General features: G+C 64.0%; 18 protein-coding genes. 11 read left to right on the forward strand and 7 right to left on the reverse strand.

The window, feature by feature from the left end:
* Position 1 precedes the first annotated feature (1 nt).
* Positions 2-745 carry a 2-amino-5-chloromuconate deaminase CnbZ gene (gene cnbZ / locus AC5ZGW_RS03835; RefSeq protein ID WP_130228929.1) on the forward strand — a complete coding sequence of 248 codons (744 nt, stop codon included), beginning with the start codon at positions 2-4 and terminating at the stop codon, positions 743-745.
* Positions 746-867: 122 nt separating this feature from the next.
* Here the strand turns inward: cnbZ and AC5ZGW_RS03840 are convergent, their stop codons facing one another.
* From AC5ZGW_RS03840 to AC5ZGW_RS03865, 6 genes are all read right to left on the reverse strand, one after another.
* Complete coding sequence (locus AC5ZGW_RS03840; RefSeq protein WP_130228928.1) at positions 868-2,673, reverse strand: gamma-glutamyltransferase family protein; 1,806 nt, start codon at positions 2,671-2,673, stop codon at positions 868-870.
* A gap of 95 nt (positions 2,674-2,768) precedes the next feature.
* Complete coding sequence (locus AC5ZGW_RS03845; protein WP_130228927.1) at positions 2,769-3,764, reverse strand: ABC transporter ATP-binding protein; 996 nt, start codon at positions 3,762-3,764, stop codon at positions 2,769-2,771.
* A complete protein-coding gene (locus tag AC5ZGW_RS03850; protein WP_130228926.1) occupies positions 3,761-4,747 on the reverse strand; it encodes an ABC transporter ATP-binding protein in 987 nt (328 codons plus the stop codon). The genes AC5ZGW_RS03845 and AC5ZGW_RS03850 overlap by 4 nt, the downstream gene beginning before the upstream one ends.
* The gene (locus AC5ZGW_RS03855) at positions 4,744-5,703 is read right to left on the reverse strand and encodes an ABC transporter permease (RefSeq protein ID WP_130228925.1); all 960 of its coding nucleotides are present in this window, start codon (positions 5,701-5,703) and stop codon (positions 4,744-4,746) included. The genes AC5ZGW_RS03850 and AC5ZGW_RS03855 overlap by 4 nt, the downstream gene beginning before the upstream one ends.
* A gap of 10 nt (positions 5,704-5,713) precedes the next feature.
* Complete coding sequence (locus AC5ZGW_RS03860) at positions 5,714-6,694, reverse strand: ABC transporter permease (RefSeq protein ID WP_130228924.1); 981 nt, start codon at positions 6,692-6,694, stop codon at positions 5,714-5,716.
* 93 nt (positions 6,695-6,787) lie between these two features.
* The gene (locus AC5ZGW_RS03865; protein ID WP_130228923.1) at positions 6,788-8,380 is read right to left on the reverse strand and encodes an ABC transporter substrate-binding protein; all 1,593 of its coding nucleotides are present in this window, start codon (positions 8,378-8,380) and stop codon (positions 6,788-6,790) included.
* Between the two features lie 191 nt (positions 8,381-8,571).
* Here AC5ZGW_RS03865 and AC5ZGW_RS03870 point away from each other — a divergent pair, with 191 nt between their 5' ends.
* The 6 genes from AC5ZGW_RS03870 (at position 8,572) to AC5ZGW_RS03895 (ending at position 17,050) form a co-directional block, all read left to right on the forward strand.
* Positions 8,572-9,825 (forward strand): NAD(P)/FAD-dependent oxidoreductase, encoded by a 1,254-nt coding sequence (locus AC5ZGW_RS03870; RefSeq protein ID WP_130228922.1) that lies wholly within the window; start codon positions 8,572-8,574, stop codon positions 9,823-9,825.
* A 144-nt stretch (positions 9,826-9,969) separates the two neighbouring features.
* Complete coding sequence (locus AC5ZGW_RS03875; RefSeq protein WP_028164994.1) at positions 9,970-10,218, forward strand: DUF6489 family protein; 249 nt, start codon at positions 9,970-9,972, stop codon at positions 10,216-10,218.
* Entirely contained in the window at positions 10,219-11,019 is an 801-nt protein-coding gene (locus tag AC5ZGW_RS03880) for an esterase/lipase family protein (RefSeq protein ID WP_130228921.1), read from the forward strand.
* Between the two features lie 74 nt (positions 11,020-11,093).
* The gene (locus AC5ZGW_RS03885) at positions 11,094-12,641 is read left to right on the forward strand and encodes a wax ester/triacylglycerol synthase family O-acyltransferase (protein WP_130228920.1); all 1,548 of its coding nucleotides are present in this window, start codon (positions 11,094-11,096) and stop codon (positions 12,639-12,641) included.
* 11 nt (positions 12,642-12,652) lie between these two features.
* Positions 12,653-13,645 (forward strand): alpha/beta fold hydrolase, encoded by a 993-nt coding sequence (locus AC5ZGW_RS03890; protein ID WP_130228919.1) that lies wholly within the window; start codon positions 12,653-12,655, stop codon positions 13,643-13,645.
* 171 nt (positions 13,646-13,816) lie between these two features.
* Positions 13,817-17,050 carry a bifunctional cytochrome P450/NADPH--P450 reductase gene (locus tag AC5ZGW_RS03895; RefSeq protein ID WP_496113858.1) on the forward strand — a complete coding sequence of 1,078 codons (3,234 nt, stop codon included), beginning with the start codon at positions 13,817-13,819 and terminating at the stop codon, positions 17,048-17,050.
* A gap of 100 nt (positions 17,051-17,150) precedes the next feature.
* On the opposite strand, the gene AC5ZGW_RS03900 is transcribed toward AC5ZGW_RS03895, so the two are convergent.
* Positions 17,151-18,041, reverse strand: a complete 891-nt coding sequence (locus AC5ZGW_RS03900; RefSeq protein ID WP_496113864.1) for an alpha/beta fold hydrolase — start codon at positions 18,039-18,041, stop codon at positions 17,151-17,153.
* A 206-nt stretch (positions 18,042-18,247) separates the two neighbouring features.
* Here AC5ZGW_RS03900 and AC5ZGW_RS03905 point away from each other — a divergent pair, with 206 nt between their 5' ends.
* The 4 genes from AC5ZGW_RS03905 (at position 18,248) to AC5ZGW_RS03920 (ending at position 20,969) form a co-directional block, all read left to right on the forward strand.
* Positions 18,248-18,631, forward strand: a complete 384-nt coding sequence (locus tag AC5ZGW_RS03905) for a hypothetical protein (protein WP_028164988.1) — start codon at positions 18,248-18,250, stop codon at positions 18,629-18,631.
* Positions 18,632-18,642: 11 nt separating this feature from the next.
* On the forward strand, positions 18,643-19,725 hold the full coding sequence (locus AC5ZGW_RS03910; protein ID WP_130226605.1) for an alpha/beta fold hydrolase: 1,083 nt from the start codon (positions 18,643-18,645) through the stop codon (positions 19,723-19,725).
* Entirely contained in the window at positions 19,722-20,321 is a 600-nt protein-coding gene (locus AC5ZGW_RS03915) for a GNAT family N-acetyltransferase (RefSeq protein ID WP_130226601.1), read from the forward strand. Before AC5ZGW_RS03910 ends, AC5ZGW_RS03915 begins: the two co-directional genes overlap by 4 nt.
* Before the next feature lie 171 nt (positions 20,322-20,492).
* Positions 20,493-20,969 carry a phasin gene (locus AC5ZGW_RS03920; RefSeq protein WP_130226600.1) on the forward strand — a complete coding sequence of 159 codons (477 nt, stop codon included), beginning with the start codon at positions 20,493-20,495 and terminating at the stop codon, positions 20,967-20,969.
* Positions 20,970-21,143: the final 174 nt, after the last annotated feature.

Consider the following 21,143-nt stretch of genomic DNA (forward strand, 5'->3'; position numbering starts at 1 on the left):
CATGGTGAGCGATTTCGCGCCCGGCAATTATCGCTTCATTCCGGCCGTATTCCAGTATTCGAGCGGCGCGGCCGCCGATCCCGGATTCGAGGTCGAACGCGTGCGCTTTGACAGGCTGGTGCCGCTTGCCGAAGGCTTTGCGCGGATCGCAAGTCATATCCAGGCGGCGGGTCGGCCGCTGACCTCGTTCTGCGCCTGCGAATTGCGTTCGCCGACGGCGGTGTCGGAGCAGGGCTTTCGCGCCTTCAACGAGCATTATGTGAAGACGCTCGCGGAATGGGGGCTGTTCGATGGCAGCACCAATCCGGTGGCGCGCAGCAATGTCTGTCCCGAAATCGATCCTCCCGCCGAGCCGTCATTCTACGCATTCTCGTTCACACGCCCGAGCACGGGAACCTCGCCGTCCTTCGTCATCGCCGGCGGCGCCGAGGCGCGCGGCGGTACCGGCAGCTATCCCGAGCGCATCGTGCGCTATCGCGACATGAGCGCGGAAGCCTGGAAGGAGAAGGTGCGCTTCACCGTCGGCGAAATGGAGCGGCGGCTCGCCGAATTCGGTTCCACCTGGCAGGACACCACCGGCGTGCAGGTCTACACCGTGCACGATTTCCATCCGCATCTCGCCGATGAACTGGTGCGCCGCGGCGCCACCCGCGCCGGCCTGACCTGGCACTTCGCCCGGCCGCCGGTGGTCGATCTCGAATACGAGATGGATTGCCGCCGCGTGCTGCGAGAGCTGGTGATTTAAGGCGCGTCTCTCTCCTCGTCATTGCGAGCGGAGCGAAGCAATCCATCTCGCCGCTTGTGGAGGCATGGATTGCTTCGTCGCTTTGCTCCTCGCAATGACGCTCAGAGAGGCGTGAGCGCCCGCTACCTTCCGGCGGCGTAGCCCTGCATGCCGCGCGGGTTGGCTGCAGCGCGGCGCTTGCGGCCCAACCGTGAAGCCGCGGTCAGCCGGCCCTCCGACCAGGCCGGGCCGACCTCGACGATGTGGCCGCGACGCTGCAACTCGTCGATGCTCGCCTTGGGCACGCGGCCCTCGACCACAAGCACCCCGGGGCGCGCGGTGCGTGGCCAGAACGAGATCGGGAAATGCTCGGAGTGCCAGGCTGGCGCGTCGATCGCCTCCTGCAGATTGAGCTTGGCATGGACGTGGCGCAGGAAGAACTGCGTGATCCACTGATCCTGCTGGTCGCCGCCCGGCGAGCCCCAGGCCAGATACGGCTCGCCGTCGCGCAGCGCCATGGTGGGCGAGAGCGTGGTGCGCGGGCGCTTGCCCGGCGCCAGCGCGGCCGGATGGTTCTCCTCCAGCCAGAACATCTGCGCGCGGCTGCCGAGGCAGAAGCCGAGCTCGGGGATGACAGGTGAGGATTGCAGCCAGCCGCCGGAGGGCGTCGCCGAGATCATGTTGCCGGCCTTGTCGATGATGTCGAAATGCACAGTGTCGCCGCGCACCTCGCCGAAGCGGCCGACGGTGGGCTCGCCCGCGCCCATCGCGCCGACCGCCTCGCGATGGCCCTCGGCGCGGCGCAGCTTGACCATCGCGCCAAAGCCTTCGACCGAGCCGGGGATGAAGTCGAGCGAAGCCTTGTCCTTCGAGATCAGCTTGCGGCGCTCGTCGTTATAGGCATCCGACAGCAGCGTCTCGATCGGGATATCCGTGAAGTTCGGATCGCCGTAGAACGTCTCGCGATCGGCGTAAGCGAGCTTGGCGCATTCGATCTGCAGATGGATGAAATCGGCGCTGGTGGGATCGAGGCCGTCGAGGTCAAAGCCTTTCAGCAATGCGAGCTGCTGCAGCATCACCGGGCCCTGGCTCCAGACACCGGCCTTGCAGACGGTGTAGCGGCCGTAATCGTAGGTCAGCGGCGCTTCGATCGTCGGCTGCCAGCGCGCCATGTCGTCAGCCGACAGCACGCCGCGATGCGGCGAGCCGGAGACGTCCATCACGTCCTGGGTGCGACAGAACTTGTCGATCGCTTCGGCGACAAAACCCTTCGACCACGCCCGACGCGCGCGCTCGATCTGCGCGACGCGGTCGCTGCCAGCGCTTTCCGCCTCTTGCAGGATGCGGGCGTAGGTTTCGGACAGGCGCTTGTTGGTGAAGATCGTGCCGGGCTTGGGCACCTCATTGTTGGGCAGATAGAGCTCGGCCGACGTCGTCCAGTATTTCCGGAACAACTGCTCGACGGTCTTGATAGTGGCGGAGGCGCGTTCGACCAGCGGAAAGCCTTCGCTGGCATAGGCGATCGCGGGCTCCAGCACGTCGCGCACCCGCAGCGTGCCGTAATCGCGCAGCAGCAGCATCCAGGACTCGAATGTGCCGGGCACGCAGGCGGCGAGGAGGCCGGTGCCGGGGACCATCTCCAGCCCCTCGCTGCGATAATGCGCGATCGTCGCCTTCGCCGGCGCGGGGCCCTGGCCGCAAATCACCTCGGTCTTGCCGCGCCTGACATCGTGCACAATGACAGGCACGTCGCCGCCGGGGCCGTTCAGGTGCGGCTCGACCACCTGTAGCGTGAACGCAGTGGCGACGCCGGCATCGAAGGCGTTGCCGCCTTTTTCCAGCGTGGCCATCCCGACCGCGGTCGCGATCCAGTGCGTGGAGGTGACGACGCCGAACGTGCCTTCGATCTCGGGACGCGTCGTGAACGGATCGGGGTTGATATTGCTCATCGTTGGCCACCAGTTGTTCTTTGCGGGCGCACTTGATCACAGGCGCGGGCCGCTGCCAACGGCGCGGCCGGCATGGCTACCTCGCATCGTTGTGTTCACACGGGTGCGGCAGCTTCGACGGGGGCGTTCACGGCGTGACAGGCCACGCCGTCGATCAATTCCGGCGCCTTTTGGCGGCACAGGTCAAACGCCAGCGGGCAGCGCGGGTTGAAGGCGCATCCCGGCGGCGGATCGATCGGGTTCGGGATTTCGCCTTTGACGGGAATGCGCTGGCGGCCGCTCATTGCGAGATCAGGAACCGCGCCGAGCAGCATCTTGGTGTAGGGCATGCGTGGATTGTTGAACAGCGCGCGGCCCTCCGCGACCTCCACGATGCGGCCGAGATACATCACGCCGATCCGGCTCGCCATATGGCGCACGACGGCAAGGTTGTGACTAATGAAGAGGTAGGTGAGGCCGAACTTGTCCTGCAGATCGCGCATCAAATTGAGGATCTGCGCCTGCACGGAAACATCCAGCGCCGAGGTCGGCTCGTCGCAGACGATGAACTCGGCCTCAGAGGCGAGCGCGCGGGCGATGGCGATGCGCTGGCGCTGGCCGCCGGAGAATTCATGCGGATATTTCAGCCCGTCATCGGCATGCAGTCCGACCAGGGAGAGCAACTCGCCGACGCGGGCACGGATGTCGCGCTCGCTTTGGATCAGCTCGAAGGCGCGGATCGGCTCGGAGACGATGGCATCGACCCGGAAGCGCGGATTGAGGCTCGCATAGGGATCCTGGAAGATCATCTGGATCCGGCGGCGCAAGCGCTGGCGCGCCTGCGCTTGCCTCGGATCAGTCATCGAGACGCCGTCGATCACGACCTCGCCCGAACTCGGCGGCAACAGCCCGACCACCATGCGCGCCACCGTGGTCTTGCCGGAGCCGGACTCGCCGACAAGCGCAAAGGTTTCGCCTTTGCGGATATCGAAGGTGACGCCGTCGACCGCCCTGAGGAATTCGAGATGGCCGCCTTCGAGCACGCGATTGAGCCACGGTTTTGATACGTCGAACACGCGCCGGAGATTCTTGACCTCGATGAACGATGTCATGCCGCACTCTCCTTCGCGGCGTGGTCGTAGAGATGGCAGGCGACGGCCTGCGCGCCCTGGCGGATCGGTTCGGGACGCTCGACCCGGCAGCGGTCGAAGGCAAAAGCGCAGCGCGGGTTGAACGGGCAGCCCGGCGGAATCGCCGACAATCGCGGCATCGAGCCAGGAATCTGCACCAATCGCTTGTCCTCGCCGGCAAGCGTCGGGATCGCGCCCATCAGGCCCTTGGCGTAGGGATGCAGCGGATTGCGGACGACGTCCTGCACCGGGCCGATCTCGGCGATGCGGCCGGAATACATCACCGCGACGCGGTCGCAGGTCTCGGCGATCACGCCCATGTCGTGGGTCACAAGCATCACCGCGGTGCCATGATCGCGGCCGAGCCGCTTGATCAATGCGATGATCTGCGCCTGTACGGAAACGTCGAGCGCGGTGGTCGGCTCGTCGGCGATGATCAGTTCCGGCTCGGCGCAGATCGCGAGCGCGATTACGACGCGCTGGCGCATGCCGCCGGAGAATTCATGCGGATAGCCGTCGACGCGCTTTTCCGGCGCGGGGATGCCGACCTCGGCGAGCAGGTCGACGGCGCGCTTGCGCGCGGCGCTCTCGGAGAGGTTGGTGTGGGTGCGGATGGTCTCGACGATCTGGTCGCCGATCCGGTACAGCGGGTTGAGGCTCGTCAGCGGATCCTGGAAGATCATGCCGATGCGTTTGCCGCGCACGCGCCGGATTTCCTCCGGCGGCAAATGATCGATGCGCATGCCCGAGAGCAGGATCTCGCCGCCGGAGATACGGCCGGGCGGATCGATCAGGCCAATGACGGCAAGGCCCGTGACCGACTTGCCGGCGCCGGATTCGCCGACCACGCCCAGCACCTCGCCCTTGGCGATCTCGAAGGAGACGCCGTCGATCGCGCGCAACGTCGCGCGGCGGGTGACGAACTCCACCTTCAGGTCACGCACGGAGAGGACAGGCACGGTCATCGGAGCTTCGGATTGAGCGCGTCGCGCAGCCAATCGCCGAGCAGGTTGATCGAGAGGATCAAGCCGGCCAGCGCAATGCCGGGAAAGGCGACGATCCACCATTCGCCGGCGAAGAGATAATTGTTGCCGATCCGGATCAACGTTCCGAGCGAGGGCATGGTGTCGGGCATGCCTGAGCCCAGGAACGACAGCGTCGCCTCGGTGATAACAGCGAGCGCCAGGTTGATGGTGGCGATGACGAGGATCGGGCCCATCGTGTTGGGCAGCACATGGCGCAGCATGATCTTGGGCGCGGGCAGACCGATCAGTTGCGCGGCGGCGACATAATCCTTGTTCTTCTCCACCATGACCGAGCCGCGCACGGTGCGGGCATATTGCACCCAGAAACTCAGCCCGATCGCGACCACGAGGACGGCGAGCATGCTCATCGGATCGAGCCGGTTGCCGAACACGGATTTGGCGACGCCATTGACGATCAGCGCGATCAGGATCGCCGGGAAGGTGAGCTGCACGTCGGCGATCCGCATGATCACGGCGTCGACGGCGCCGCCGAGATAGCCCGCGATCAGCCCGAGCGTGATCCCGATCGCGCCGGCGAAGACGACGCCGAGCACGCCGACGATAAGCGAAATCCTCAAGCCATAGAGAATGGCGGAGAACACATCGCGGCCCTGTTCGTCGGTGCCGAGCAGGAACGGGCTCTGGCCGTCCACGGTCCAGAGCGGCGAGATGCGTGAGTTCATCAATTGGAGCTGCGCCGGATCGAACGGGTTCTGCACGGCGAGTACGGAAGCAAGGATCGCGAGCAGGAAGAACAGCAGGGTGACGGCGGCCGCGAGCATCGTCAGCTTCGAGCGGCGGAAGGAATAGAACAGGTCGCTGTCGACGGCGCGACGGAACCAGCTTGCACCAGCGTGCGCGGCTTCGGTCTGGTGTTGGACGACTGAGTCGGACATGCTGTGGCCCTCAAGCCGGACGGCTGACGGTGGCGCGCAGGCGCGGGTCGACGATGGTGTAGAGGATGTCGACCACGAGGTTGATCGTGACGAAGATCAGCGAGACCATCAGAAGATACGCCGCCATGATCGGGATATCGACGTTTTGCACCGCCTGCACGAACATCAATCCCATGCCCGGCCACTGGAACACGGATTCGGTGATGATTGAGAATGCAATAACCGAGCCAAATTGCAGGCCGGCCACGGTGATGACGGGAACCAGCGTGTTCTTCAGCGCGTGACCGAAATGAATGGCGCGCGTGGTCAGTCCACGGGCGCGGGCAAAGCGGATATAGTCGGCGCGCAGCACTTCCAGCATCTCCGCGCGCACCAGCCGCATGATCAGCGTCATCTGGAACAGGCCGAGCGTGATCGAGGGCATGATCAGCGCCTTGAGTCCGGACACCGTGAGCAGGCCAGTGGTCCACCAGCCGATCCGCACTACTTCGCCGCGGCCGAATGAAGGCAGCCAGCCCAGGGTCACCGCGAACAAATAGATCAGGAGGATGCCGATCAGGAAGGTCGGCAGCGAGATGCCGATCAGCGACACCGCCTGGCATAGTTTGGCAAGCAAGGTGTCGCGCCTCAGCGCGGCATAGACGCCCATGAGGATGCCGAACACCATCGCGAAGATGGTGGCGCAGACCGCGAGCTCCAGGGTCGCCGGCAGCCGCTCGGCCAGCAGCGTCGAGACCGGCTGCCGGAACTGATAGGAGACGCCGAACTTGAACTGCGCCGCGTTGACGAAATAGCGCGCGAACTGGATCAGCACGGGATCGTCGAGCCCGAGCGATTTGCGCACCGCCTCGCGCTCGGCCGCGGGCGTGTCGATCGAGACGATCTGGCTGACGGGGTCGCCGGCGAAACGGAACATCGCGAAGGCGATGATCCCGACGGCGATCATCACCCCGATGGCTTGAACGGCGCGGCGAAGCGTGAAAGCGAGCATCTGTTCCTTTCACCCGAAGCGTTGGCGATTTCCCGCCACTAAGCAAAAGGTCCCGGAAGCGCGGGGCTGCCGGGACCTTGGAGTGACGAAGCTTTATTCCGATTTGACCATCCAGTAGGGCAGCACCTGGTTGTCCGGGCGCTGCACCACTTTCAACTTCTTCGAGACACCCCAGGCCAGCGCCTGCTGATGCAGCGGGATATAGGCCCAGTCCTTCATCGCGATCTCGAAGCCGGCCTTTATCAACTGGTCGCGCTTGGCGGTGTCGGTCTCCTGCAGCACCTTGTCGGCGATGGCGTCGAATTCCTTGTTGCAGTAGCCGCCGAGATTGGTCTCGCCGCGCGCCGATTTCGGATCGTCGCGGCAGCCCATGATGTCATACATCACGTTATGCGAGTCGAGCGTGCCCGGCGTCCATCCCAGCATATAGAACGAGGTCTGGTAGCCGCCGGGCTTCAGGATTTTTGCAAAATACTGCGCTTTCGGCTGCGCCAGCAGATTCACCTTCACGCCGATGCGGGCGAGCATGCCGACCACGGCCTGGCAGATCGCGGCGTCGTTGACATAACGGTCGTTCGGGCAATCCATGGTGACTTCGAAGCCGTCGGGATAGCCGGCTTCGGTCAAGAGCTTCTTGGCGCCGTCGGGATCGAATTTCGGACGGGTGAAATCCTTCGACAGCGTGAACAGTTGCGGCGCGACCATCAGCGCCGACGGCGTCGACAGCCCGCGCATCACGCGGTTCTTGATCAATTCGATGTCGACCGCCTTGTAGAAGGCTTCGCGGATACGGACATCCTTGAACGGGTTCTTGCCCTTGATGTTGGAGTAGAGCAACTCGTCGCGGCTCTGGTCCATGCCGAGGAAGATGGTGCGGAGCTCCGGTCCCTTCAGCACCTGCGCGTTCGGACTGGAATCGACGCGCGAGATGTCCTGGATCGGAACCGGCTCGATGATGTCGACCTCGCCCGAGAGCAGCGCGGCGACGCGGGTCGCATCGGAGGCGATCGGGGTGAAGACAATTTCCTTCAAATTGTGTTCGGGCTTCTGCCACCAGTTCGGATTGACCTTGAACACCGTCTTCACGCCGGGCTGATGGCTTTCGATCATGAAAGGCCCGGTGCCGTTGGCGTTGAGCGAGGCAAAGCTCGGCGTGGTCGCTGATGCCGGCGTGGGCTGCGTGGCGTTGTTCGCCTCGGCCCACTTCTTGTCCATGATGTACCAGGTATCCCATTGCGAATTCAGGATGGGATTGGGCGAGGTCAGGATGAAATCGACGGTGTAGTCGTCGACCTTGACGACCTTGGCATCGGCAGGAATGCGGGTCTGCAGGTTGGAGCCCTTCGCGCGGACGCGGTCGGCCGAGAACACCACGTCGTCGGCGGTGAAGGGATCGCCGTTTTGGAACTTGACGTTCTTGCGCAGATGGAAGCGCCAGCGGGTCGGCTCCGGCGTCTCCCAGCTTTCCGCGAGCGCCGGAATGATCTTCAGATCCTTGTCGCGCGCGGTGAGTCCTTCATAGACCTGTCCGAGATGGGCATGCGTGGTCGTCTCGTTCAGCGTATGCGGATCCAGCGATTTGAGATCGCCCTGATTGGCGTAGCGCAGCGTCTGGGCTGAAACAGATGTCGTCGTCGCGACGATGGCAAGACTTATTGCCGCAAGCAGATACTGGCGTACCGACATTTGAACCTGTTCCCCGTCTTGGCCCCGCGATGCGCTGTTTGGATATTGCATGCCAATGTTGCCAAAGTTTACCGGGTGCGCAAGCGCGATTTCCCGTAAGACGTGAGATCAGTTTGCGCAGTGGTGCCGCAATCATTAGCTTGACGCTCGCTGGTCGGGCGTGCGCGTAGCATTGAACTTTCGGAGTACTGATGGCGGAACTGAGGGCCGACGTCGTTGTCCTGGGGGCTGGCATGGTCGGTGTTGGTGCCGCCTTGCATCTGCAAAAACGAGGCCGCGATGTCGTCCTCGTCGACCGGCATGATGTTGCCGGCGAGGAGACGAGTTACGGCAATGCCGGCATCATCGAATGCGCCTCGGTTTTTCCTTACATGTTCCCGCGGGATTTCGGGGAGCTGCTCCGCTATGCGCTGAACCGCGCGCCGCAGGTGCGCTACCGCTTCGCCGACCTGCCGATCTTCCTGCCATGGCTCGCGCGCTATTACTTCGCCTCCTCGGCTGAGGGTGCATTGCACAGCGCGCTCGCCGAGATGCCGTTGATCCGACAGAGCCTGATCGAGCACGAGGCGTTGATTGCAGAAGCCGGCGTTCCGGAATTGCTGCGCAAGACCGGCTGGATCAAACTCTATCGCAGCGAAGCGACCTTCGCCAAGGCCGTGCGCGATACTGAGCGTGCGAAGCAATATGGCGTCACCAACGAAGTCCTCGATGCCAAGGGCATCGCCGCGCGTGAGCCGAACCTGTCGGGTGACTTCGCCGGCGCCGTATATTCGCCGGCGCCGGGCTCGATCGTCGATCCCGGCGGGCTGGCAAAGGCCTATGCCGCGTTGTTCGGCCGCAGGGGCGGCCGCTTCTTTGTCGGCGACGCCCGCACGCTCGAACAGTCCGGCGGACGATGGCGGCTGGCCATCAGCGAGGGCAGTGTGACCGCCCGCGAGGTGGTGGTCGCGATGGGCCCGTGGTCCGACCAGATATTCGGTCCGCTCGGCTATGCGATCCCGCTTCAGGTCAAGCGCGGTTATCATTTGCACCTGAAGCCGGGCGGTAACGCCGTGCTCAATCATCCCGTGCTCGATTCCGATCTCGGCTATTGTCTGGCGCCGATGAACCGCGGCATCCGGCTCACCACCGGTGTCGAGTTCGCCCATCGCGACGCACCGGCGTCCCCGGTGCAGGTCGAGCGGGCGGTGCCGCGGGCGCGCAACCTGTTTCCACTCGGCGATCCCGTCGAGTCAAAGCCCTGGAAGGGCGCGCGGCCCTGCCTGCCGGACATGCTGCCGGTGATCGGCAAGGCGCCGCGCCACCCCGGGCTCTGGCTCGATTTCGGCCATCAGCACCACGGATTGACGCTAGGGCCCGTGAGCGGCCGGCTGCTTGCGGAGATGATGACCGGCGAGACGCCGTTTGCGGATGCGAAGCCGTTTGCGGTCGAGCGCTTTGGTTGACCCTGGCAGGCGACGCCTGCCGCCTGCCGTCATCGTCCCGCTTGCGTGACCAGCCCTCTCGCGGCGATACTGCACCACGGCATGATCCTTTCGAAGAATCGATTCCGGGTCATGTTCTTGCGTCAACTGCATTGAGGAGCGGTCATGAAGGTCAATGTCGAAATAGATTGCACGCCGCTCGAAGCCCGGCAGTTCTTCGGCCTGCCGGATGTCGCGCCGATGCAGACGGCGGTCATGGAAAAGCTCCAGCAGCAGATGACCTCGAACATCGAGAAGGTATCGCCGGAAGCTTTGATGCAGAGCTGGCTCGATCCCAAGCTGGCCGAGCGTTTCCAGGACATGTTCGTGGCGATGGCGGGCCTCGGCAGCACCTCGAAGAAGGACAGGAAATAGATGACCGCTGTGGATGGCAGCCGTGAGGAGAGCGAACGCCGGCTGCGTCCACCGAACATCTGTCTGATGCTGGCCGAGGGCAGGGGCCTGTTCGAATTCAATTCGAGCCTCCTGCTGCTGCCGCTTTTGATGCGTGCGCCGAGAGGGGACGGCCATCCGGTGCTGACGCTGCCGGGATTCCTGGCAAGCGACCTGTCAATGGCGCCGATGCGGCGGTACCTGAAGGCGCTCGGCTATGACACCTATGCCTGGAGCTTTGGCCGCAATGTCCGCGGCCTCAGCCGGATGCGCGCCTCGCTGCGCGATCTGTTGCGGCGGATCACTGACTCCACCGGACGCAAGGTGAGCGTTATCGGCTGGAGCCTTGGCGGCGTCTATGCGCGCGATCTGGCGCTGAACGCGCCGGAGATGGTGCGCTCCGTCATCACGCTCGGCTCCCCCTTTGCCGGCGATATCCGCGCCACCAACGCGACGCGGCTCTACGAGGCGCTGACAGGCGAGAGCGTCGATGACATTCCCGAGGTCCGGCAGGCGATCGCCGGCGACATGCCGGTGCCGACGACCTCCATCTACTCGCGCGCCGACGGCATCGTGAACTGGCGCACCAGCGTGCTGCGTCCGTCGGCAACAGCCGAAAATATCGAGGTGCTGCTCGCAAGCCATATCGGGCTCGGCGTCAATCCCGCGGCGCTCTGGGCGGTAGCCAACCGGCTGGCGCAGGCGGAGGGCGAGTTCAGGCATTTTGATCGGTCCGGCCCCTTTGCCATTGCCTATCCACCCCCGGAACAGGCACAATCCTGATCGACGCCGCAGCAAGCGGCCGTCCGAATGAGAGCGCCACCAAGGCGCCGCACGACAATCACCGGGAGGGAGCCATGGCCGACGCCAAGAAACTGTCGTCGCTGGACGCGTCGTTTCTCTATCTGGAAACGCCGGAAATGCCGATGCACGTCGGGAGCATGGCGATCTTCCGACTGCCCGACGACTACAAGGGCGACTTCTTCGAAGACTTCAAGGCGATGATCGCCTCGCGACTGCACATCGCGCCGATCCTGAAATCGCGCCTGGAGAAGGCACCGCTCGACATCGACCATCCTTCCTGGGTGGAGGACGACCAGTTCGACATCGACCGCCACATCTTCCGCGGCAGCCTGCCGGCGCCGCATGACCGCGCCACGCTGGAGCGCCTCGTCGGCTGGATCCATGCCAAGCTGCTTAATCGCGCCCGGCCGCTGTGGGAGTTCTACGTCTTCGAGGGTATGCAGAACAACGAGATCGGCCTCTACTCCAAGATGCACCATGCTTGCATCGACGGCGGCGCGGGCGCTGCGCTCACCAGCATGATCTACGACGTCTCGCCGATCCCGAGGAAGGTCGAGCCGCCGGCCGCGCGGAAGGTCGCGCAGGAACCACGCGACATTGCGGCCAACCTGATCGATTCCTATCAGCTGCTCTGGACCCAGCCGTTCGATGCAGCGGCGGCGCCAAGGACGATCGAGCTGCCGCGCTCGGGCAAGAGCGATCTCGGCTCGATCCTGTTCGACAACGCCATGTTCCAGATCGAGAACGCAATCAAGTTCGCAAGTGCGGTGCCGGCGATGCTGAAAAGCGTGTCGGAAGTCGTGACCAAGGTCTCCGATCCAAAATCGCGCGAAAGCCTCGCCAGCATGGTGTCGCCGCCGACCATCCTGAACAAGGCGATCTCCTCGGAGCGCAGCTTTGCCGGCACTTCGGTTTCGCTGTCGCGCGCCAAGGCGGTGGCAAAGGCGGCCGGCGGCAAGCTCAACGACGTCGTGCTGGCGCTCGCCTCCGGCGTGGTGCGCCGCCATTTGATCAGCCAGGGCGCGCTGCCGAGCAAGTCGCTCACCGCGGCGGTGCCGATCTCGCTGCGCGAGGAGGGCAATACCGAGTCGAACAACCAAGTGTTCGGGATGATCTGCTCGATCGCGACCAATGTCGAGGATCCCAGGGCGCGGCTGGAAGCGATCATCGCGCAATCCACCAAGGCGAAGGAGATGTCGCATCCGCTGCGGGCGTTCATGCCGCAGGTCTCCAATGTCTCGATGCTGGGCGCGCCGATCCTGGTGCAGATCCTGGCGCTGCTCTACAGCCGCTCGGACCTGTCGAACGTGCTGCCGCCGGCGGCCAACATCACCGTCTCCAATGTGCCGGGACCAAGACAGACGCTCTACGCGGCCGGCGCGGAGCTGCTGCACATCTTCCCGGTGTCGATCGCAACCCACGGCCTTGCGTTCAACATCACCGTGCAGAGCTATCGCGACCAGCTCGACTTCGGTTTCGTCGCCGGCGCCAACATCATTCCGCATGTGCAGGTTTTGTGCGACATGCTGCCGGCCGAATTCGAGGCGCTGGAGGCGGCGTTCGTGCCGCCACCAGCCGAGACCAAGAGCGCCGCTGAATAAGGATTGTCTCGATGTTGGAAATGCCCCCGCTGCAATTCGCCCAGACCAACGGCATCCGCATGGGCTTCTATGAAGCCGGACCCAACACGGACAAGCCGCCGATGGTGCTCTGCCACGGCTGGCCGGAGCTCGCGTTCTCCTGGCGCCACCAGATCAAGGCGCTGAGCGAAGCCGGTATCCGCGTGATCGCGCCGGACCAGCGCGGCTATGGCGTCACAGACCGGCCGGAGCCGGTCGAGGCTTATGATATCGAGCAACTGACCGCCGATCTCGTCGGCCTGCTCGATCATCTCGGCATAGACAAGGCTATCTTCGTCGGCCATGACTGGGGCGGCTTCGTGGTCTGGCAGATGCCGCTGCGGCATCCGGGCCGCGTCGCCGGTGTGGTCGGCATCAATACCCCGCATACCAACCGTGCCTGGGCCGATCCGATCGAGCTTTTGCGCAAGCGCTTCGGCGAGCACATGTATATCGTCCAGTTCCAGGACCCCGCGCATGAGCCGGACAAGATTTTTGGCAGCCGGGTCGAGCAGACCTTTGATGCCTTCATGCGCAAGCCCGCACGGCGGCCCGACGCTCCGGCGGAGGAGGTCGTGGCTGGCGTCGGCGCCTCGCCGCGGCTCAACCTGGCTTTCCCGCAGATGATCGCGAATTACGATGCCCAGCACGATCCGCGCACGCCGATCCTGTCGCCGGAAGAAAAGCAGGTGTTCGTCGATGCCTTCACCAAGACCGGCTTCACCGGCGGCATCAACTGGTATCGCAACATGTCGCGCAACTGGCAACGCTCCGAAGGGCTCGATCACATTGTGCGCGTGCCGTCGCTCATGATCATGGCCGAGAACGACGCGGTGCTGCCGCCGTCGTCGGCCGATGGCATGGACAAGCTCATCCCGGATCTCGAGAAATACCTGGTCAAAGACAGCGGCCATTGGACGCAGCAGGAGAAGCCGGAAGAAGTCAGCGCCAAGCTGATCGAATGGCGTAGAAGGCGGTTTGGGTAGAGCAGGCGCTTCCAGCATCCTCGATGGTCATTCCGGGGCGCGCGCGTAGCGCGAGCCCGGAATCCATCGGGCCGCATGCGAGGAGGCGCAATGGATTCCGGGCCTGCGCCAAGAGGCGCATCCCGGAATGACAGGATGAGAGATCGAGAATAGGGCAGGAGACATTCCCATATGCCATCCGGCAACCGACTGGCTCCGATCCCGCATCCGCCGACCATGCCCGTGGTCGGCAACATGCTGTCGCTGGATTCGACCGCTCCGGTGCAGCATCTGGTGCGGCTCGCCAAAGAGCTCGGGCCGATCTACTGGCTCGACATGATGGGCGCCCCGCTCGTGATCGTCTCCGGCCATGACCTTGTCGACGAGCTCTCGGATGAAAAGCGCTTTGACAAAGCGGTGCGCGGCTCGCTGCGGCGTGTGCGCGCGGTCGGCGGCGACGGCCTGTTCACCGCCGACACCAAGGAGCCGAACTGGGGCAAGGCGCACAACATCCTGCTGCAGCCATTCGGCAACCGCGCCATGCAGTCCTACCATCCGAGCATGGTCGATATCGCCGAGCAGCTCGTGAAGAAATGGGAGCGGCTCAACGCCGACGAGGAGATCGATGTCGTCCACGACATGACGGCGCTGACGCTCGACACGATCGGGCTCTGCGGCTTCGACTATCGCTTCAATTCGTTCTATCGCCGCGATTATCACCCCTTCGTGGAGTCGCTGGTGCGCTCCCTCGAGACCATCATGATGACCCGCGGCCTGCCGCTGGAGCGCCTGTGGATGCGCCAGCGACGCAAGACGCTCACTGAGGACGTCGCGTTCATGAACAAGATGGTCGACGAGATCATCGCCGAGCGCAGGCGGAGCCAGTCCGATGTCGGCGAGGGCCAGAAGGACATGCTGGCGGCGATGATGACCGGCATCGACCGCGTCACCGGCGAGCAGCTCGACGACGTCAACATCCGCTACCAGATCAACACATTCCTGATCGCGGGCCATGAGACCACGAGCGGTCTGTTGTCGAGCACGATCTATGCGCTGTTGAAACATCCCGAGGTGCTGAAGAAGGCGTATGAAGAGGTCGACCGCGTACTCGGCCCCGATATCAACGCCAGGCCGACCTATCAGCAGGTCACCCAGCTCACCTACATCACGCAAGTCCTGAAGGAGGCGCTGCGGCTGTGGCCGCCGGCGCCGGCCTATGGCATCGCACCGCTGCAGGACGAGACCATCGGCGGCAAGTACAAGCTGAAGAAGAACACGTTCATCACTGTTCTCGTGATGGCACTGCATCGCGACCCCAACGTGTGGGGACCGAATCCTGATGTCTTCGATCCCGAGAATTTCAGCCGCGAGGCCGAGGCCAAGCGCCCGATCAACGCCTGGAAGCCGTTCGGCAACGGACAGCGCGCCTGCATCGGCCGCGGCTTTGCGATGCATGAGGCAGCGCTCGCACTCGGCATGATCCTGCAGCGCTTCAAACTGATCGATGTGCATCGCTACCAGATGCATCTGAAGGAAACGCTGACGATCAAGCCCGAGGGCTTCAAGATCAAGGTGCGCCCGCGCGAGGACAGGGAGCGCGGCGTCTTCGCTGGCGCGGCCGCGGCGGCGTCGGCCGCGCCGAGGGCGCCTCGGCCGAAACCGCGCCTGGGACACAACACGCCGATGCTGGTGCTCTACGGCTCCAATCTCGGCTCGGCCGAAGAACTGGCGACACGGATGGCCGATCTCGCCGAGGTCAATGGCTTCAACACAAAGCTCGGTCCGCTCGACGACTATGTCGGGAAATTGCCGAAGGAAGGTGGCGTTCTGATCATCTGCGCCTCCTACAATGGCGCGCCGCCCGACAACGCGACGGAGTTCGTCAAATGGCTCGGCAGCGATCTGCCGAAGGACGCGTTTGCCGGCGTGCGCTACGCAGTGTTCGGCTGCGGCAACAGCGATTGGGCGGCGACGTACCAGTCGGTGCCGCGCTTCATCGACGAGCAGCTCACCGCCCGCGGCGCCCGCGCCGTCTATCCGCGCGGCGAGGGCGATGCTAGGGCCGATCTCGACGGCCAGTTCCAGAAGTGGTTTCCGGCTGCCGCGCAGGTCGCGACCAAGGAATTCGGCATCGACTGGAACTTCACCCGCACGCCAGAGGACGAGCCGCTCTATGCGGTCGAGCCGGTAGCACCGGCCTCGGTCAACGCCATCGTCGCGCAGGGCGGCGCGGTGGCGATGAAGGTGCTGGAGAATGCGGAACTGCAGAACAAGTCCGGCGCCAATCCGTCCGAGCGTTCGACACGGCACATCGAGGTGCAACTACCGCCCGGCATCACCTACCGCGTCGGCGATCATTTGAGCGTGGTGCCGCGCAACGATCCGACGCTGGTGGACCAGGTCGCGCGCCGCTTCGGCTTCCTGCCGGCGGACCAGATCAGGCTGCAGGTGACGGAAGGCCGTCGCGCGCAGCTGCCGGTCGGCGATGCGATCTCTATCGGGCGGTTGCTCACCGAGTTCGTGGAGCTGCAGCAGGTCGCAACCCGCAAGCAGATCCAGGTGATGGCCGAGCATACGCGCTGCCCGATGACGAAGCCGAAGCTGCTCGCCTACGTCGGCGACGACGATGCGTCCGGCGAACGTTATCGCGGCGAGGTGATGGACAAGCGCAAATCGGTGTTTGATCTCCTGGAGGAGCATCCGGCCTGCGAATTGCCGTTCCACATCTATCTGGAAATGCTGTCGCTGCTGGCGCCGCGCTATTATTCGATCTCGTCCTCGCCCTCGGGCGATCCCGCGCGCTGCAGCGTCACCGTCGGCGTCGTGGAGGCGCCGGCGAATTCGGGCCGCGGCATCTATAAGGGCATCTGCTCAAACTATCTTTCCGGCCGCCGCGTCGGCGACACCATCCATGCCACCGTGCGCGAGACCAAGGCCGGCTTCCGCCTGCCCGACGATGCGTCGGTGCCGCTGATCATGATCGGCCCCGGGACGGGCCTGGCGCCGTTCCGCGGCTTCCTCCAGGAGCGCGCGCATCGCAAGTCGCAGGGCGCCAATCTGGGGCCGGCAATGCTGTTCTTCGGCTGCCGCCATCCGGATCAGGATTTCATCTATGCCGACGAGTTGAAGGCGTTCGCCGCCGATGGCGTCACCGAGCTGCACATCGCGTTCTCGCGGCTCAATGGCTCGAAAACCTACGTGCAGGACCTGATTGCCGCCCAGAAGAACCGCGTCTGGGACCTGATCGGGAAGGGCGCGATCATCTATGTCTGCGGGGACGGCAGCAAGATGGAGCCGGATGTCAAGGCGACCCTGATGTCGATCCATCGAGAGCACAATGGGGACGATGCCGGCGCAGCGACGCGCTGGATCGAGGACCTCGGCGCGAAGAACCGTTACGTGCTCGACGTCTGGGCGGGCGGATAGCCACAAATTGTAGGATGGGTAGAGCGAAGCGAAACCCATCGCGTCTATGCGCTTGGTGGCAATGATGGGTTTCGCTGCGCTCTACCCATCCTACGATCCGTCACGCCGCCTTCGCCGCAGCTCCATGCGCATGCTCAGCGATGGCGTCGATGATCTCTGGCCACATCGGGATCGGCAATGCGTGGCCCATGCCCTCGATCATCAGGAGTTTCGCGCCCGGGATCGAGGCCGCGGTGTCCTTGCCGCCGGCCGGGTGCACCAGCGGATCGACGGTGCCGTGGATGACGAGTGCCGGCGCTTTCACCGCGCCGAGGCGTTGCTTGCGGCTGCCGGAGGCGAGGATGGCGCGGAGCTGGCGGCCGACGCCGGCGGGATTGAGGCCGCGTTCATAGGTGCGCAGCGCCCGCGAACGATCGAGCGCCTCATCCTCCGGGAAGGAACCGACGCGCAGCACCTTCCAGGTCTTGGCGAAGCGCTCGATATATTCGTCCTTCGTCCTTGGCGGCGGCGCCATAAGTATGGCCCCGGCCTCGCGGGTCGGCGGCGGGATCTTCGGATTGCCTGTCGTCGACATGATCGAGGTGAGCGAGCGCACGACTTGCGGAAACGAGATCGCGACTTCCTGCGCGATCATGCCGCCCATGGAGGCGCCGACCAGATGCGCAGACTTCAGCCCGAGCCCGTCCATCAGGCCGACCGTGTCCTTGGCCATATCGATCAGTCTGTAGGGTGCGGCGACGGGGATCCCGAACAGACGCAGTCTCAGCATTTCGAACGCCGTCAGCCGCTTGCCGCCTGTGAGCTTGCCGGACTGGCCGATGTCCCGGTTGTCGAAGCGGATCACGCGAAAGCCGCGCGCGGCGAGCTGTTCGCAGAACTCGTCGTCCCAATGGATCATCTGGGCGCCGAGCCCCATGATCAGCAGCATCGGTTCGGCGCTCTCGTCGCCGAAGATCTCGTAGCAGATGTCGATGCCATTGGCGCGGATCATCTGCGGCGGCCGGTGGACGAGGGTGGTCACGGGGCCTCCTCGGCTGGGTTCTTGATGGACGACTGTATGCCACGCTTTGCCGCAGCGCAGAAGCTTTCTGACGCGGCGTTCAATGTCAGCTTGGGTTGACCGGCTGCCTGCAACGGTGTCGTATGGAGCGCAAAGAGAAGCGTGGCAAGCGCTCGCAAGCACGTGGGAGAGCGCCAATGGCCGACAAGGGCAACGATCCTGCTGTCGTCTGGCAGACGATGATCGGCGAGCTGGAAAAGGGATTCAATTCCTTCGCCAACAAGGCAATGGGAACGCCGGAATTCAGCCGGATGATGAACCAGGCCGGCGGCGTCGCGGCCGGCGCGCAGAAGCAGTTCGCGGAGCTCATGGAGAAGTATCTGGTGGGCATGAACCTGCCGAGCCGGGCGCAGCTCGTCGGCATGGCCGAGCGCCTGCAATCGATCGAAAGCCAGCTCGACGAGATCAAGGCACTGCTGAGCGAGATGAACCGCAGCGCGGGCAATGTGGAAAGTGCGACAGCCGGCAAGCCGCGGCCGCCGCGCACCAAACGCCCGCCTGCGGAGAAAGCGCAAAAATGAACGCGCCCTCGATGAACGCGTCCTTGGGGATCGACGCAGCGTCGATCGCGGAGCGCATTCAATCCGAGGTGCAGCGGGCGATCCAGCGCAGCATCAAGGGTGTCGAATATTTCTCGACCTCGGGTCCTGCGCTCGGCTCTACGCCAAAGGATGTGCTGGCCAGCCGTGGAACCATGCAGCTCTACCACTATCGACCGCTGGCGGATGAAATCTATCGCGTGCCGGTCCTGATCGTGATGGCCACCACCAATCGCGGCTATATCCTCGACATGGTGCCCGGCCAGAGTTTCATCGAATTCCTGCTCAGGCGCGGCTACGACGTCTACATGCTCGACTGGACCGCGCCGAAACCGGAAGAGAAGAATCTCAGGATGGAGGATTACGTCCTCGACTTCATTCCGGACTGTGTTCGCCGGGTGCAGCAGGATTGCGGCGAGACCGATGTCTCCGTCATCGGCTATTGCTTCGGCGGCGTGCTGTCGCTGCTCTATGGCTCGATCTTCCACGACGGGCCGATGAAGAATTTGATCTGCTTCACCACGCCGATCGACTTCCGCGAGATGACGCTGTTCTCGAATTTCGCCGACCGGCGCTATTTCGACGTCGACCGCCTGATCGATAGCGTCGGCAACATGCCGCCCGAACTGATCCTGTCATCGTTCGAGATGCTGCGGCCGGCTTCGCGCGCGGCAAGCCAGGTGCAGCTCTGGGACAACATCTGGAACGACGAGTTCGTGAAGTCGTACCGGATGTTCGACCGCTGGGCGACCGACACGCTGCCGCTCGCCGGCGACTATTTCCGGACCATCACCAAGGACCTGATGTGGGACAACAAGCTCTATAACGACACCATGTCGGTCGGCGGGCGTCCGGCGAAGCTTGCGAACGTCAAGGTGCCGATCCTGCACGCTGTCGCCGAGCACGATCACATCGTGCCCTATGAGGCGGCGCGACACTTGATCGCGAAAGTCGGCTCGACCGACAAGGAGGAGGTGGTCCTCAAAGGTGGCCATGTCAGCCTGGTCGCCGGCGCCAATGCGATCAAGCGGCTGTGGCCGAAACTGGATTCCTGGCTGGGGCAGCGATCGACATGAGTGAGACACGTCCTTATCCACGGCGCGTCAAGACCGAGGCCGGCGAGATCGAATTCCGTCTGATGTCGCGCGCCGACGAAGCCGCGGTGCTGGCTTTCGCGCAAAAGCTGCCGACGCATGATCTGCTGTTCCTGCCGCGCAACATCAGCGAGCCGAAGGTGCTATCGGCGTGGCTCAACGACATCGACCGCGGCGACATCATGAGCCTGCTGGCGCTGAGGGATGGCGTCGTGATCGGTTGCGGTACGCTGGTGCGCGACCGTCACTCCTGGTCGCCCCATGTCGGCGAGATCCGGATGGTGGTGTCCTTGGACGTCCGCGGGCAGGGGGTGGGGCGGGCGCTGGCGCAGGAGACGTTTGCCATTGCGCTCAGCGCCGGCCTCGAGAAGCTATCGGTGCAGATGACGGTCGACCAGCGCAGCGCGATTGCCCTCTTCGAGGGCCTCGGCTTCCGGGCCGAGGCGCTGCTGCGCGACCATGTCCGGGATGTCGCCGGCGCGACCCACGACATCGTGGTGCTCGGGCACAATGTGGCGCAGGTCCGGGCTCAGATGGAGGCCTACGGCCTGCCAGGGGCGGTCGAGCCGCAGGTTTGACCAGCCTGCCTGACGGGCAATTCGCCCGATATTACGGCTGTTCACAGATTTGTGATATTGCATCGCAACATATATATTGCGATGCACCATTAACCATGGCATAAGGATGACGCCCTGGGCCAGATTTGGACGGGGTGAGCCCATAGCTCTAACCGAGGATGGAGAGACCCTATGACCACCGAGACCAATTCCGTTTTTGATAGCGTCAAGCAGGCCTTTGCGCCTGTGACCGAAGCTTTTACCAAGCTGCAGAACCTGGAAGTGCCGGAAGCCGCCCGTGAGTTCGTGAAGAAGCAGGCCGAGACCGCCAAGGTTCGTGCCGCAGACTTGCACGCCGGCTCGGAAAAGGTGACCGCCGTGATCGAATCCGCCGTTGCCGGTTCGGTTTCCGAGGCCGCCAAGATCAGCCGCAATATCCAGGAGGCGATCTATCAGGACGCGGAAGCGTTCTTCAACGGTATCGACAAGCTGGCTTCCGCCAAGTCGCTGAACGAAGCGGTGCAGATCCAGTCGGACCTGGTGCGTGCGCGCGGCGAAGTGTTCGTGTCGCGGGCCAAGTCTGCGACCGAATATGTCGGCAAGCTCGTCATCGAAGGTGCGAAGTCCGCGCAGGACAATTTCGCCAAGGTCTACAACAAGACGGCCTGATCGCGTCAGGCCTGCCAACTCTGGTTTTCCGAAGGGCCCGCCGGTTGCGGGCCTTCTTTTTTGTTGCTCCGTCATGCCTGGGCTTGTCCCGGGCATCCACGTGCTTTCTTGCCGCATGCACTGAAACGTGGATGGCCGGGACAAGCCCGGCCATGACGGCGGTGGGTGTGGCGC

It is taken from the genome of Bradyrhizobium sp. Crot121 (assembly GCF_059512385.1).